The 14,357-nt window shown below is 44.0% G+C and carries 14 protein-coding genes; all 14 read left to right on the top strand.

What is annotated here, in order from left to right; genetic code table 11:
• The first annotated feature begins 19 nt into the window (after window positions 1–19).
• The 14 genes from DWY89_RS06455 (at window position 20) to DWY89_RS14375 (ending at window position 14,349) form a co-directional block, all read left to right on the top strand.
• The gene (locus tag DWY89_RS06455; RefSeq protein WP_118524490.1) at window positions 20–1,327 is read left to right on the top strand and encodes an AMP-binding protein; all 1,308 of its coding nucleotides are present in this window, start codon (window positions 20–22) and stop codon (window positions 1,325–1,327) included.
• 406 nt (window positions 1,328–1,733) lie between these two features.
• Window positions 1,734–1,967 carry a GntR family transcriptional regulator gene (locus DWY89_RS14600; RefSeq protein WP_243022766.1) on the top strand — a complete coding sequence of 78 codons (234 nt, stop codon included), beginning with the start codon at window positions 1,734–1,736 and terminating at the stop codon, window positions 1,965–1,967.
• Between the two features lie 71 nt (window positions 1,968–2,038).
• Window positions 2,039–2,467: a UTRA domain-containing protein gene (locus tag DWY89_RS14595; protein WP_243022764.1), complete on the top strand. Its 429-nt coding sequence runs from the start codon at window positions 2,039–2,041 to the stop codon at window positions 2,465–2,467.
• A gap of 259 nt (window positions 2,468–2,726) precedes the next feature.
• Complete coding sequence (locus tag DWY89_RS06445; protein ID WP_022360186.1) at window positions 2,727–3,584, top strand: fructoselysine 6-kinase; 858 nt, start codon at window positions 2,727–2,729, stop codon at window positions 3,582–3,584.
• Window positions 3,585–3,623: 39 nt separating this feature from the next.
• On the top strand, window positions 3,624–4,601 hold the full coding sequence (locus tag DWY89_RS06440) for an SIS domain-containing protein (protein ID WP_118523858.1): 978 nt from the start codon (window positions 3,624–3,626) through the stop codon (window positions 4,599–4,601).
• A gap of 391 nt (window positions 4,602–4,992) precedes the next feature.
• Complete coding sequence (locus DWY89_RS06435) at window positions 4,993–5,403, top strand: cupin (protein WP_118523857.1); 411 nt, start codon at window positions 4,993–4,995, stop codon at window positions 5,401–5,403.
• Between the two features lie 31 nt (window positions 5,404–5,434).
• On the top strand, window positions 5,435–6,802 hold the full coding sequence (locus tag DWY89_RS06430; RefSeq protein ID WP_118524489.1) for a sodium:glutamate symporter: 1,368 nt from the start codon (window positions 5,435–5,437) through the stop codon (window positions 6,800–6,802).
• A 108-nt stretch (window positions 6,803–6,910) separates the two neighbouring features.
• Complete coding sequence (locus tag DWY89_RS06425; RefSeq protein ID WP_022360182.1) at window positions 6,911–7,747, top strand: sugar phosphate isomerase/epimerase family protein; 837 nt, start codon at window positions 6,911–6,913, stop codon at window positions 7,745–7,747.
• A gap of 29 nt (window positions 7,748–7,776) precedes the next feature.
• Complete coding sequence (locus DWY89_RS06420; protein WP_107001654.1) at window positions 7,777–8,613, top strand: sugar phosphate isomerase/epimerase family protein; 837 nt, start codon at window positions 7,777–7,779, stop codon at window positions 8,611–8,613.
• A 14-nt stretch (window positions 8,614–8,627) separates the two neighbouring features.
• Window positions 8,628–9,449, top strand: coding sequence for a BtpA/SgcQ family protein (locus tag DWY89_RS06415; RefSeq protein ID WP_107001653.1), 822 nt, complete (start codon window positions 8,628–8,630; stop codon window positions 9,447–9,449).
• 3 nt (window positions 9,450–9,452) lie between these two features.
• Window positions 9,453–10,979: an FGGY-family carbohydrate kinase gene (locus tag DWY89_RS06410; protein WP_118523856.1), complete on the top strand. Its 1,527-nt coding sequence runs from the start codon at window positions 9,453–9,455 to the stop codon at window positions 10,977–10,979.
• Between the two features lie 256 nt (window positions 10,980–11,235).
• On the top strand, window positions 11,236–11,859 hold the full coding sequence (ruvA, locus tag DWY89_RS06405) for a Holliday junction branch migration protein RuvA (protein ID WP_118524488.1): 624 nt from the start codon (window positions 11,236–11,238) through the stop codon (window positions 11,857–11,859).
• 158 nt (window positions 11,860–12,017) lie between these two features.
• On the top strand, window positions 12,018–13,040 hold the full coding sequence (gene ruvB / locus DWY89_RS06400) for a Holliday junction branch migration DNA helicase RuvB (protein WP_107001650.1): 1,023 nt from the start codon (window positions 12,018–12,020) through the stop codon (window positions 13,038–13,040).
• 88 nt (window positions 13,041–13,128) lie between these two features.
• A complete protein-coding gene (locus DWY89_RS14375; RefSeq protein WP_182434511.1) occupies window positions 13,129–14,349 on the top strand; it encodes a hypothetical protein in 1,221 nt (406 codons plus the stop codon).
• Window positions 14,350–14,357 lie beyond the last annotated feature (8 nt).

Below are 14,357 nucleotides of genomic sequence, written 5' to 3'. Positions count from 1 at the left end.
TAAAAGACAGGAATTAATCATGAAAGAAATACAGACACAATGTATAAATACATATCTGGATGCGCTCCGGGCATACCCGCCAGAGTGGGAAGCCCTGATCACGGAGAAAGAGCGCTATACGTTCGGGAAGCTCATCGAGGCGGCAGAACGTGTAAGGAAACATCCGAAAGAGATAGAAGAAAAACAGGGAAAACGTCACATCCACTGGATCCAGGAACCGACGATCGCGCATCAGCTTATTCAGTTTCTGGCATATGGAGACGGAAATACGGTTCCGGTGATTGCACCGTCCGATGTAAAAATTTCCGATGAATTGCGTGACGTGACACCTCCGGAAGGGGCATATATGGGTGTGATGACGTCGGGAACCTCCGGTCGTCAGAAAGTATTGTTCCGCTCCTTTGAAAGCTGGCACGATTTTTTTAAGCTTCAGAATAAGATTTTCAAAATGGGAGAGGGAAGCATTACGTTTATGCAGGGGAGCCTGGCGTTTACGGGCAACCTGAACCTTTATATGGCGCAGCTTGCGTCCGGCGGAAGCGTCGTTGCGGCGGATTCCTTTGATCCGCGCCTCTGGAAGCGGATGATCGAGGCAGAACAGGCGACCAGCGTCTATCTGATTCCGGTCAAGCTGCGGGCGCTGCGGCGTATCTATGAGCGGGAACAGGCGGTCAATTACCGGATTATTTCTTTTGTCAGCGGCTCCCAGAGTATGGGCGGTGCGGAGGCAGTGCAGTTTAAAAAGGCATTTCCCGAAGCGGAGATTACATTGTATTATGGCGCCAGCGAGCTGAACTATATTACCTATATCCGTGGAAGTGAGATGAAAGAAGATACGACGCTGGTTGGCCGTGCATTTCCAGAGGTGGATGTCTGGATTGAAAACGACCATTTTCATGTAAAAACGCGGTATGGAATCCTTGGAATTGGAAATGACGCGGTGATTGGGGATTGCGGTCACACAGATGCAGAGGGACTCTTCTATTTTGATGGGCGGGATGATGATATCTGCAACATAAATGGGAGAAAAGTGTCATCCCTCCGGGTCGAAGAAGCGGTGCGGACATTTCCGGGAGTGGCAGAGACGGCAGTGAAGGCAGTCCATGAGCATGGGCGCGATTATCTGAAAGTGTGGATTGTGTGGGAGAAAGAAGCTGAAAGGGAAGAAATTGCCGGAAGTGACAGCGAAAAAAGTGGTTGTATCAATATGGCGATTCGGGAATTTTTGGCAGAAAGACTGGCAGATTATGAGATTCCACGCGAATTTGTATTTCTAAAGGAGTTTCCAAAGACTGAAAGCGGAAAGATTCGTAAAAAAGAACTGTGAAAAATGCTTTTTCTTGTCAAAAAAGAAAATTGCTTATTGTGCAAAATGACAAAAGTGACGTTGACAAAATTGGAAAAGGGTGGTATATTCCCGTCTTTGACAGTAATGTTTGGAAAAACACCGCAGAAAGGCTTATTCTATATAGCTTTTCCGGCGGTGCTTTTTCGTTTTGTGATAAATTCATAGTCTGTTTCAATCCGGGCCTGTTCTTTTGCCCAAGCCATAACGTCATCTCTTGTAGGATCGTGTTCAACCAGCAATTCTTTTAAGGTGCCAAGTTTTCGAATAGTCCTGGAAGTAGATTTTCCATTGGCATCAATGTAGGATTGCTTTTTATTTAGATATAGTTTATATTGTTATATAAAGAGTTATATCATTCATGTTATTAGGAACAGGGAGAAAGAGAATGTTAAATAGTAGTGCCGCAGTGCCTCTGTATGTCCAATTAAAAGAAAAAATTGAACAAAAAATAAGTAATGGTGAATATAAACCAGGAGAAAAGCTGCAAACGGAAGGTGAAATGGCAAAATCGTTTGGAGTCAGTATCATTACAGTTCGAAAAGCAGTCAGCGAATTGGTGGAAAAAGGACTTGTAGAAAAAAACAAGGAAAAGGAACATTTGTCTGCCAGCGCAAAGTAACTAAGGATATGAAAAAATTGCAGAGTTTTTCGGAAATGTGTGCTCATATGGGAATGAAGGCCGGAGGACGTATGCTTGAAAACAGGCTGGAACCGGCGAGTGAAAAGATAGCCCGGCTTTTGAATGTGGAAAAAGGCAGCCAGGTTATCTATATATCCAGAGTCCGCTATGCGGATGGTATGCCGATGGCGATTGAGCGTAACTATTTTCCACTTAAATATGCATTTCTTCTGGAAGAACGATTTGAGGACAATTCATTGTTTACATTTTTGAAGGAACACTCTCATACAGCAGTGGCAATTTCAGAAAAATGGATTGAACTTTGCAAGGCGACAGCAGCGGAAGCAGAGCTTTTGCAGATGGCGAAAGGAACTTCGATGCTTTTTATCAAAAGTGTGGCATATACGGCTGAGAAGGAACCCATTTATGTAGGGCATCAGGTGTTTAATGGAGAAAAATGCTCATTTTATGTCTGTGAATCTACAATAGAAATAGAGTAAATTAATTGAAAAGAAAAGGCTGATTCAGGTTAGGAAGCAAGAAAAATTTGCGCTAACAGGAGTCAGCCTTTTCTTTTTATCAGGAACATGGAAACGGAGATGATAGAAATTCCATTACTGGGCACGTATGCGTGAACAGTACCTAGAAAAAAGTGATGTAAAAAAATGCAGAAATCACTTGACAAAATACATACATAAGTATAATATGATATCATAACATTATATAATGATATATAATCAATACAAAGGAGATGAAAAAGTGCGGGTCATTGGAATTGGGGACAATGTGTGCGACAAATATGAACATCTCAGGCTTATGTTTCCGGGAGGTCAGGCTGCAAACTTTGCGGTTTATGCAGGGATGCTGGGGGCAGAGTCAGCTTATATGGGAGTGTTCGGACGGGATGAGGTTGCAGAACATGTGATAGCAACACTCGATGAGCTGCAGGTAGAACACAGCCGGTGCCGTCAGTATGAAGGAGAAAATGGTTATGCGAGGGTTACGCTGGTAGACGGAGACCGTGTCTTTCTCGGAAGCAACAAAGGCGGCGTATTAAAAGAAAATCCGTTAAATCTGGACGTGGAAGATCTGGAGTATATTAAAACATTTGATCATGTGCACACGACCAATAATAGCTATTTTGATGAACAGCTTCCTAAATTGGCAGAACAGGGAATCTCTGTATCGTATGATTTTTCGGGTCAGTGGATCGATGAAGAACGAGTAAAAAAGGTTGCTCCGTATATTACGTATGCGTTTCTTTCATGTGGTTCCGTTTCGAGAGAGGATGCGGAAGAAATTTGTAAGAAAATGTTTCGTGCTGGATGCCCAATGGTAATTGCAACAAGAGGAAGCTATGGAGCAGTTCTATTTGATGGAACGCAGTTTTATGAGCAGCCGCCGCATCTGGTTGAAGCAGTAGATACGCTGGGAGCAGGGGATTCATTTGCAACGGCATTTCTGCTTTCGTTTCTGGAGAGCCGGAAAAAGTATGGCATACAGATGAAAGAAAGCATTTATGAAAAAGAGATAAGGAAAGCACTGGAAGCAGGGGCAGAGTTTTCTTCGAAAACCTGTATGGTTCAGGGGGCTTTTGGACATGGAAAGTCATTTTGACAAATAATTGATACAAAAAAAGAAAAGGAGATCAGAAAGATGGAAAAATCAGTAAAAGAAATTGTAGCAGAGATCAAAGAAAAGATGGACAAACTGGGTGGATTAAAGCATGTGTATTTTGTAGCTTGCGGCGGATCTAAGGCAGCTATTTTCCCAGGGCTGTACCTTCTTCAGAGTGAGGCAAAAACTTTTAGCGCTACTACATATACAAGCAATGAGTTTGTTCATGCAACCCCAAAAGAACTGGATGAGCGATGCGTCGCAGTTATTTGTTCATTAAAGGCAACGCCTGAGACCGTGGAGGCAGTAAAAACAGCCAATGCTGCAGGTGCAGTGACAATCGCTATGACAGGAAATATGCAGACAGGTATGGCAAAAGTTGGACAGTATATTGTGACATATTCAAATGGAGATGATCAGGTATATAGTGATTCTAACCAGGCGAACTCCCTTCGGATTGGTTTTGAGCTGTTAAAACAGTTTGAAAACTGGGAGAATTATGACAAGGCGATGGAAGCATACCGTTACATTGATGAAATTATAGAAGAAGGCAAGAAAAATGTTTTGGCGGATGCAAAAGCCTGGGCAGAAAAATATAAAGATGAACCTGTATTTTACGTGCTGGCATCTGGCTCAAACTATGGAGTTGCATATTCCATGTGCTGCTGTCATTTCATGGAGATGCAGTGGAAGCATGCTGTGTGCCTGCACACGGGTGAGTACTTCCATGGTCCATTTGAAACAACGGATAAGAAGCTTCCGATGATCCTTCTGATGAGTGAGGGAAGAACCCGCGCATTGGATGAACGCTGCTTAAAATTCCTGCGTACTTATGCGGAAAATTATATTGTAATTGATTTTGAAAAATTAAATGGCGGTAAAATCGATAAGAGCGTCGTAGAATTCTTTAATCCGGTTGTTATGATTCCGATTGAGAGATACTATGTTTCCCAGATGGCGGAAGTGCGTGGCCATTCTATGGATGAAAGACGTTATATGTGGAAAGTGGAATACTAAAGATCCTCCAATTAAATATTTTCTTAGACAGACAGCGAGGCCTGACCGTATGGAGCAGACCTCGCTGTTTTGTCTATACGGGTAAGTTAATTTAGAGTGAGCATAGTGTAAGTAAAAAATCAGAACGTTTGGCATCAAAGAATTGCTGAAAAAGATAACAGACAAGTGAAAAAAATTGTGAAAATTGATATGGATGTGTGTGATGAAAAAAGAAAACGTAATAAAAATATGATAGGGAGAGAGGCTGACCCCCTAAAAAAAATATGTAAAATGACAAATTAGCATTGACAATATAATGATATATGATGTATTATAATGACATGACATGAAGTAATTCGCTTGAAACCTGCAGGAACAAGAAGAATTTGAAAAGAAGGTAGGAGGAAATGTCATGAAAGCAGATGTGTTTGAGTATGAAGGGGAAGGTATTCAGTGTGTATATGACAATAAAAAATGGGTCGTATGTATTAAAAACTGGAAGCCTAATAATGATATTGAGAAGATTCAGTATCTGGAAGTGCATCACGCAACCGATGAGCAGTTTATTCTGGTTCAGGGAAAAGCAGTTCTTTTGACAGCGTCCCGCGAGAATGATGCATTTAAGATTGATGTAATTCCGATGGAGCCAAATAAAGTTTACAATGTTTTGCAGGGAACATGGTTTAATACGATCACACAGAAGGATACAAAGCTGATATATGTGCAGGATGCGGGGACGACAACAGAAAACAGCGAATACTGTGATATGACAGAAGTGGAATTGAGTATGGTTAGGGAAAAAGCAAAAATAGCATTGCAGTAGCATCATAAAAAAGAAATGAGGAGGACAAAAGATGGAGTTTAATGCGTATTCCATGTTGGTGGATTTCATGTGGGCAGGTATTTTCCTGTTTGTGGCGAAAATGCTGAGGGAAAAAATCAAGATTCTGCAGAGCCTGTTTGTTCCGGTCAGTCTGCTGGCTGGATTTATCGGGCTTGCGTTAGGACAGAATGGTTTTGGAATTATCAGTTTTTCTTCACAGTTTGGTTCTTATGCAGGTCTGCTGATTATTGCAGTATTTGTATCAATTGGGCTGAGGGGCTTTAATTTTTCAGCTGGTGGCTGGAAAACAAATTTTGATCGGATTGGCAGCTACTACTGCTTCCGCAATATTGGCTGGGCGTTTCAGTATGCAATGCCGATTATTTTTGCAATGGTAGTCCTGAAAATGTTTGCTCCTGATTTAAATCCGGCATTTGGAATGTTGATTCCTGCAGGCTTTCAGGGAGGTCATGGTACAGCAGCAGCACTTGGCGCGACACTCGGCACACTTGGATGGGAAGATGCAACGGATCTGGCGATGACAAGTGCAACGGTGGGTATTTTAACCGGTATTTTTGGTGGAATTATTTTGATCAAACTTGGAACAAAAAGAAACTATACCAAGTTTGTAAAAGATTTCAGCCAGCTTCCTGACGATATGCGCACGGGACTCATTGAAGAAGGAAAACGCCCGGTATTAGGCGAAGAAACCGTTTCACCGATGGCAATTGATCCGCTGGCATGGCATCTTCTTCTGATTCTGATTCCAACCGGTATTGGATATCTTTTAACAAATGTAATTCAGGGAGCAACCGGACTTGGCGTTCCGAGCTTCTCTGTCGGCTTCCTGGTAGCAATTGTATTTCATTTTGTATTAAAAGGAATAAAAGCCGATAAATATGTAGATAACCGCATCATTTCCCGTATGGGAAGCTGTGCAACTGATTTCCTTGTATTTTTCGGTGTGGCATCAATTAAGATTCCGGTTGTTATTGAGTACGCAGTTCCGTTTGGCCTGCTGATGTTATTTGGAATTGTCTGGGTTGTATTCCACTTTACAGTGATTGCGCCGAGACTCTTAAAACAGGAGTGGTTTGAGAGAGGCATCTATGTATATGGTTACTCGACCGGTGTAACAGCAATCGGCATGGCGCTTTTAAGAATTGTAGATCCGGAGAACAAGAGCTGTACACTGGATGATGCAGCAATTGTAACACCGATTGAGTCAATTATTGAAATTTTTGCATTAGCGGCAGTTCCGGTTGCCTGTGTTCAGGGAAACTGGATTGCAGCTGTAACACCAATTTTGATTTACCTGGCAGCGCTTTGCATTGTCCCGGTTGTATTCAAATGGTGGCATAAACATCCAGGTAAAGTATGGGATGAAAGTGAGTCTTAGGGAAAGACAAAAAATGTAAATATAATCTGTAAATAAGCGGGCACTGTGAAATCTGATAGAGCGAAGTTTTTTGCAGTGCCTTTGTGTATAGAGAGGAGGAACAACTGGATGATAAAGATAAGGCGGGAACAGATTGCAGGAATGAATATGCACTATAAATACAGAACTTTGGATTATTTCTTTAAAACGCAGCAGGCTCTCGGAATAAAAAATATAGAGTTTTGGTGTGCAAGACCGCATTTCCTGCTAGATGATTATGGGTTTGAGGATGCGGCTGAATTAAAAAAGAATGCAGCAGATTATGGATTGACAATCGGAGCTTTTTCACCGGAGTGTACGATTTATAATTATGCACTTTGCTGTCATGACGAGACGGCAAGAAAGCATTCAATCGGATATTTTGAAAATGGAATCCGTGCAGCGGCAGAAGCTGGTGCGAAAGTGATGGTACTCAATTGCTGCGGCGGTGCAAGAAATGAAGATCCGAGACGTATTTTTGAACGTGCGGTTCAAACCTTGCGTCGGCTTTCAAAAACTGCTGCGGAAGAGGGGGTTATTCTTGCAGTGGAAACAGTACGGCCAGAAGACGCAACGGTTATTAATATGCTTCCAGAACTAAAAAAACTTTTGGAGTCGGTTAATGAGCCGCAGATACAGGCTGCCCTGAATTTGACGAGTGCTGGAGTGGCAGGAGAGTCGATGAAAGACTGGTTTGAAGCATTTGGAGACAAAATATACCATATCCGTTTTGTGGATGGACGTCCGCAGGGATGCCTTGCATGGGGAGATGGTTTGAGACCGTTAGAGGATCAATTGATTTGTCTGGATCAGTACAAATATAAAGGATTGCTAAGCCTGGCACTGAATGATGCACGCTACCTGGAGGATCCGGCTGCAGCCGATCGGCAGAATATGCGTGAATTGGAACCGTTTATAATGGATTAATGGAGTAATTGTATGAGGAGGAAGCGAAAATGAAAATAGTTGATTTTGATAAACTTTCGGTATTGAATCTTCATTATTGCCAATATACGTTGGATTATTTCCTGGATTGTATGCAGGAACTGGGAATCAAAAATGTAGAATTGCTGGGAGGACATCAAGGACTTTGGCTGGATCCAAAGGAATATCAGGATCCAGAGCCAGTCCGTAAAAAATTACAGGAACACGGTTTGAAGTGTCCGGTATTTACACCACAGAATTGCCGGTTTGGTTACCAATTTGGTGTAAAAGAACCAGAACTGAGAGAAAAAACATTTGGATTTTTTGCAAATGGGATACGTCTGGGGGCTGCGCTGGGGGCAGAGAAGATAGAAGCAAATTCCGGATGGGGTTACTGGGATGAAGCGGAGGAGGATGGATTGAAACGGGCAGCTGAGATGCATCAGAGACTTTGTGAGGTCGCAGAGGAAAATGGCGTGACAATTGTGGCAGAGTCTTTACGGCCGCAGGAATCAAGAATTGGGTATAGTTTGCGGCAAATGAAACAGTTATTTGATTTAGTCGATCATCCGCGCTTTAAAGTTATGATTGATTTGACAGCAATGTCGGTTTCTGGTGAAACGATTCAGCAGTGGTTTGATGTTTTTGGAAAGGAAAACATTGTACATTCACATTTTCAGGATTGTGATCCCTATGGGCATTACATCTGGGGTGAAGGGAAGAGAAACTTAAGAAAAGATTTAGAGGACATGGTAAAAAATGGATATGAGGGATATTTTACGCAGGAACTGACAGCACCGGCGTATTACCTGGATCCATTTCGTTATGACAAAAGAAATGTGCAGAATTTGAGAATGTACATGGAATAGAGGAGAGAAAGAATATGTGGACAGATGAATTATTTCATGTAAAAAAACCGATCATTGCACTGTTGCATTTGCGGGCGCTGCCGGGGGATCCTCTGTATGAAAAAGATGCAACGATGGGAGAGGTAATTAAAAATGCAGCCAGAGAGCTTCAGGCGCTCCAGGAGGGAGGAGTAGATGGAATTTTGATTGCCAATGAATTCAGCCTTCCGTATGAAAAAAAGGTTTCCTACGTAACTGTGGCAGCGATGGGACGGATTGTGGGAGAATTAAAAAAAGAGATAAAAGTTCCATTTGGTGTCAATATTGTTTCTAATCCATTGGCGACGATCGATTTGGCAGCGGCAGTCGAGGCAGATTTTGTAAGAAGTACATTTACGGGTGCCTATATAGGTGAAAATGGAATTACAGATACGAATATTCCAGAAGTCTTGCGTAGAAAAAAAGCACTTGGACTAGATAAAATGAAATTGCTATATAAGGTAAATCCAGAGTCGGATGTATATCTAGCAGAGAGAAGTCTGGAAAAAATAACAAAATCCATGATTTTTCATTGCTTTCCAGATGGTCTGTGTGTTTCTGGAAGTAGTGCTGGTCAGGAAACGGATTCAAGTTTGGTACGCAGGGTCAAGGCAGTTTCTGGATTTGTTCCTGTTTTCTGTAATACAGGGTGTACGAAGGAAAATGTGGTTGAAAAACTTAGTGAATGTGATGGCGCTTGTGTAGGGACTGCTTTTAAGAAAGATGGTAAATTTGAGAACTTTGTTGAAAAACAGAGAGTCATGGAGTTTATGGATGTAGTTAAGGCGTATCGCTGTACAATGAAAGAAGGCGTATAGACGTTGCATTATTTTTTAGGAATTGACGTTGGTACATATTCAAGTAAAGGAGTTCTAACAGATGAGTCTGGAAAGGTGGTAAGTCGGGCAGTTACTCATCACGGAATGGAAAATCCAGAACCTGGTTATTATGAGCAGGACGCGGATAAGGTATGGTGGAATGATTTTTGCATTTTGTCAAAAATGCTCTTACAGCAGAGTGGTGTAGAACCAGAAAAAATTGCTTGTGTAGGGGGAAGCACATTGGGAGCAGATTGCCTTCCAGTTGATAAGGATGGGCATCCTTTACGAAAAGCAATTTTATATGGTATTGATGCACGTTGCGTGGAAGAAATGGAGTATCTCTCACAGTATTATGGCACAGAAAAAGTAAAAAAACTATTTGGACGTCCAATTTGCAGTGGAGATGTGTCTGCTAAAATTTTATGGATAAAAAATCATGAACCAGAGGTATATAGACGCACACACAAGTTTTTGACAGGTTCTTCTTATCTAACATTTAAACTAACTGGAAAATATGTAATAGATACATTTTTGGGGATGGCTTCATTTCGTCCGCTGTATTATCCGGATGGGAGCATCCATAAAGAAATGTGTAAACCGATTTGTATGCCGGAGCAGTTGGCAGAAGGAATGCCGGTTACCCATATTTGTGGAACGGTAACAAAGCAGGCAGCTAAGGAGACAGGACTCAAAGAAGGAACGCCAGTTATTACTGGAACTGGAGATTCAGCAGCTGAGGCAATCAGTGTAGGAGTACTTGCACCAGGCGATCTGATGGTACAGTTTGGATCGTCCTTATTTTTCTATTGTTGTGCAGATCGGCTGATTCAGGATGAGCGAGTGCGCGGAAATCCATTTTTAATTCCAGAAACTTATAGTGTAGCAGCAGGAACTAATAATGGAGGCACACTTCAAAAATGGTATTTGGAACAGTTATTTTCTGAATGCTTGGAAAAGGAAAAAACAGCAGGATTGAATGCATATGAAGAAATGATGAAAGGAATTTCTGAGATTGCACCCGGATCGGATGGTTTGATAACTTTACCCTACTTTGCGGGAGAAAGGACACCGCTGAATGATCCGGACGCAAGAGGAATGATTGTGGGACTTTCATTGAGCCATACAAAAAGGCATTTGTATCGCTCGGCACTGGAAGGAATTGGGTATTCAGTTGCACAGCATATTGACATATTCCGTGAAAATGGTTTGCCTGTAAAACGGATTGCAGCGGCGGGGGGAGGAACGAAAAACGCAGTTTGGATGCAGATGGTGGCGGATATATCAGGAGTATCGTTGGAAACACCAAAGGAAGACATAGGGGCAGCTTATGGAGATGCACTGATGGCAGCGATTGGAGTCGGATTCTACCAAGGTTTTTCAGATTTGCGCCAAGTAATCCAAAAGAAATGTATTTATAAGCCGGATTTAGAGAGGCATGAGTTATACAAGCCGTTTAGAAAGCTATTTGATGAATTATATAGGTGTAATCAGGAAATATTACATAGTTTATCTAAGCATAACAAGTAAATAAAAGATAAGGAAAGGCTTTTTGACTGTAATCATTGATATTACAATTGAAAAGCTTTTTCATTTATAGGTTCCCGATAATGTGTAAAAATGAAATTCAATCAACCGGGCAGAATATATGTTCGAAATTCCGCACTTTCCTTGCAATGAAAACTGTGCTATGGTATACTGAAAAGAAGATTTGGAGGCATTTTGAAGCGTTCTTTTTTTAGTTTGAACCAGATCTTGAACCAGTGAGAAAAGAAAGGAATTTACCGTGATTTCGTATGTAAAAGGCATCCTGGCGGAGAAAGCAAAGGACCGTATCGTGGTCGAGTCCGGCATGATGGGGATCGGGATTTTTGTCCCGATGTCGGTGCTGGAAGTTTTACCGCCGCTCGGGGAAGAGGTAAAGATATATACGCACCTGCAGGTGCGGGAGGATGATATGAGCCTGTACGGCTTTTTAAGCCGTTCGGATCTGGAGATGTTCCGCCAGCTTCTGGGGGTCAACGGCATTGGTCCGAAGGGGGCACTTGGCATCTTGTCGGCGCTGCGTCCGGAGGATCTGCGTCTTGCGGTTATGACTGGGGATGCGAAGGCGATCTCCCGTGCACCGGGCGTTGGGGCAAAGACGGCACAGCGGATCATTCTCGATTTGAAGGATAAAGTACAGGCAGAGGATCTGCTGACACCGCTGTTAGATGGCAGTGCGGCGGTTTCGCCGGCTGCGGGAAACGGGCTTTCAGGCAATGCGGCGAAGGAAGCCGTGGAGGCGCTGGTGGCGCTGGGATATACGAATGCCGAGGCGGTGAAGGCGGTCAAGAGCGCCAATGTGACGGAAGAGATGGATTCCGAGGCGGTATTGAAGGCATCACTGAAATATCTGGCGTTTTTGTAAAACAACCTATGTGTCGGACATTCGAAATTGCTGGATCATAAAAAATAGTGGTGCTTGTGCGTCAGATGAAAATTTGGAATGTGTGGCAGATATGAGAAAATGGAACTGTCATGGCTTAATTGAATGAGAGAGAAAAACAGGAAAGACAGGAAACAAGTATGAGCAGAAGGACGATTACAACCGAGGTGACGGAGGAGGATAAGCGGATTGAGGGAAGTCTCCGCCCGCAGACCTTAGACGAATATATCGGTCAGGAGCGGATCAAATCGACGTTAAAGGTATTTATCCATGCGGCGAAATCCCGCGGCGAGGCGCTTGACCATGTTCTTTTCTATGGACCGCCGGGACTGGGAAAGACGACACTTAGCGGCATTATCGCCAATGAGATGGGAACCCGTATGAAGGTTACTTCCGGTCCGGCAATCGAGAAACCAGGGGAGATTGCGGCGATTCTCAACGGGCTCCAGGAGGGAGACGTCCTCTTTGTGGATGAGATTCACCGCTTAAACCGCCAGGTGGAAGAGGTGCTTTATCCGGCGATGGAAGACTATGCGATCGATATCATGTTGGGAAAAGATTCGACGGCGCGCTCGATTCGTCTGGATCTGCCGAAATTTACGCTGGTAGGCGCGACGACACGCGCGGGGCTTCTGACGGCGCCGCTGCGCGACCGCTTCGGCATCGTGCAGAAGATGGATTTTTATACGCCTGAAGAGCTGCAGACGATTGTCCTGCGGACGGCGGGAGTTCTGAATGTGGAGATTGATAAGACGGGCGCCTATGAGATTGCGAGACGTTCGAGAGGAACGCCGCGTCTGGCAAACCGTCTGTTAAAACGTGTGAGGGACTTTGCACAGGTCAAGTACAACGGCGTGATTACGAAAGAAGTCGCGGATTTTGCACTGGATATCCTTGATGTGGACAAGCTGGGACTTGACAACAACGACCGTGCGATCTTACATATGATTATCGACAAGTTTTCCGGCGGTCCGGTCGGACTGGAGACGCTGGCGGCAGCGCTGGGCGAGGATGCTGGGACACTGGAAGATGTGTATGAGCCATATCTTCTGATGAACGGTCTGCTCAACCGGACTCCGCGTGGGCGGATGGCGACCGAAGCAGCGTATCGGCATCTCGGGTATGCCTGGAATCAAGCAAAAAACGGTATTTCTGAGATTTGATATTTGATTGATTTGAAGGTGGTATTTCTGTGTGGGTGACGTGACAACGTCGAACCATATTTATTATAGATAGAAAGAAGAGAATGCGATGGCAAAACAGTATATAGATGTATTAATTGATGGAAAAGTGTATAGCCTGGGCGGCAGTGAGACGGAAGGATATGTACAGCAGATTGCCACGTATCTGAATGGGAAGATTTTCCAGCTCAAGGCGCAGCCGGGATTTTTGAAAATGCCGGAAGACTACCAGAGTATTATGACTTATCTGAATCTGGCGGATGATTATTTTAAAGAAAAAGAGAGTGCGAAGGCACTTGCATCCGACAAAGAGAGCATGGAAAAAGAGACATATCGTCTGAAACATGAGATGGTCAGCACCCAGATGAAACTCGAGAGTCTCCGCAATGAGCGCACCGTCAGCGAGGAAGAACTGGAGACAGCAAAGAAGGCGGCAAAAGAGGCAGCTGAGCAGGCGGAAGCTGCTAAAAATGAGGTACAGGCGCAGATTGAGCGTGTGAAAAAAGAAGCGCAGGAGCAGATCGAGGCTGTGAAGAAAACAGCACAGGAACAGGTTGAGTCTGCAAGAAAAGAAGCGCAGGGGCAGATCGAGGCTGTGAAGAAAACAGCACAGGAACAGGTTGAGTCTGCAAGAAAAGAAACGCAGGGACAGATCGAGGCTGTGAAGAAAACAGCACAGGAACAGGTTGAGTCTGCAAGAAAAGAAGCGCAGGAGCAGATTGAACGTGCGAAGAGAGAGGTACAGGAGCGCGTGGAATCCGCGGAAAAAGCAGCCCAGGATCGCGCTGCCAGGGCGGAGCAGACAGCCCGGGAGCAGGCAGAAGCTGCAAAGAAAGAGGCATTGGAACAGATTGCGGATGCAAAGAAGGAAGCAAACGATTTCCGTGGAGAAGCAGAGGTTTGGAAGCAGGAGGCAGAAGATCAGCGTCTGGCGGTCGAGTCATCCCAGAGTGAAATCGCTTCTTTGCAGGACAAGCTGGAGATTCTCAAACAACAGCTTGAAGAAGCAAGACAGGCGGCGACAGCTGTGCAGACGGAAAAATCGCAGCTGAAAGCACGTCTGATGCAGACGGAACAGGAAAAACAAAGTGTAAAAGAGCAGCTGAGCCAGCTGGAGCAGGAAAAACAGACGATAAAGAAAGATCTGGAAGAGAGCCTCCAGGAGGCAGGGGCAGCACGTGAGGAACTGGCAGCTGTCCGTCAGGCACAGGTGGAGGCATATATGAAGCGGAAGCCATTTCCCAAGAGACAGGGAACGGTGGAACTGAAAGATGCAATTCTGCGGTTATAATGGGTGAA

The organism is Clostridium sp. AF27-5AA, assembly GCF_003478415.1.
Taxonomy (GTDB): Bacteria; Bacillota; Clostridia; order Lachnospirales; family Lachnospiraceae; genus Otoolea; species Otoolea fessa.
Note: the sequence above shows the minus strand (reverse complement) of the source record. Positions and strands in the feature narration are given on the sequence as shown.

Excerpts from the sequence above, each read along its gene's own strand:
- DWY89_RS06455 (WP_118524490.1), top strand. The coding sequence starts at position 20 with ATGAAAGAAATACAGACACAATGTATAAATACATATCTGGATGCGCTC.
- DWY89_RS14600 (WP_243022766.1), top strand. The coding sequence starts at position 1,734 with ATGTTAAATAGTAGTGCCGCAGTGCCTCTGTATGTCCAATTAAAAGAA.
- DWY89_RS14595 (WP_243022764.1), top strand. The coding sequence starts at position 2,039 with ATGCTTGAAAACAGGCTGGAACCGGCGAGTGAAAAGATAGCCCGGCTT.
- DWY89_RS06440 (WP_118523858.1), top strand. The coding sequence starts at position 3,624 with ATGGAAAAATCAGTAAAAGAAATTGTAGCAGAGATCAAAGAAAAGATG.
- DWY89_RS06435 (WP_118523857.1), top strand. The coding sequence starts at position 4,993 with ATGAAAGCAGATGTGTTTGAGTATGAAGGGGAAGGTATTCAGTGTGTA.
- DWY89_RS06430 (WP_118524489.1), top strand. The coding sequence starts at position 5,435 with ATGGAGTTTAATGCGTATTCCATGTTGGTGGATTTCATGTGGGCAGGT.
- DWY89_RS06425 (WP_022360182.1), top strand. The coding sequence starts at position 6,911 with ATGATAAAGATAAGGCGGGAACAGATTGCAGGAATGAATATGCACTAT.
- DWY89_RS06420 (WP_107001654.1), top strand. The coding sequence starts at position 7,777 with ATGAAAATAGTTGATTTTGATAAACTTTCGGTATTGAATCTTCATTAT.
- DWY89_RS06415 (WP_107001653.1), top strand. The coding sequence starts at position 8,628 with ATGTGGACAGATGAATTATTTCATGTAAAAAAACCGATCATTGCACTG.
- ruvB (WP_107001650.1), top strand. The coding sequence starts at position 12,018 with ATGAGCAGAAGGACGATTACAACCGAGGTGACGGAGGAGGATAAGCGG.
- DWY89_RS14375 (WP_182434511.1), top strand. The coding sequence starts at position 13,129 with ATGGCAAAACAGTATATAGATGTATTAATTGATGGAAAAGTGTATAGC.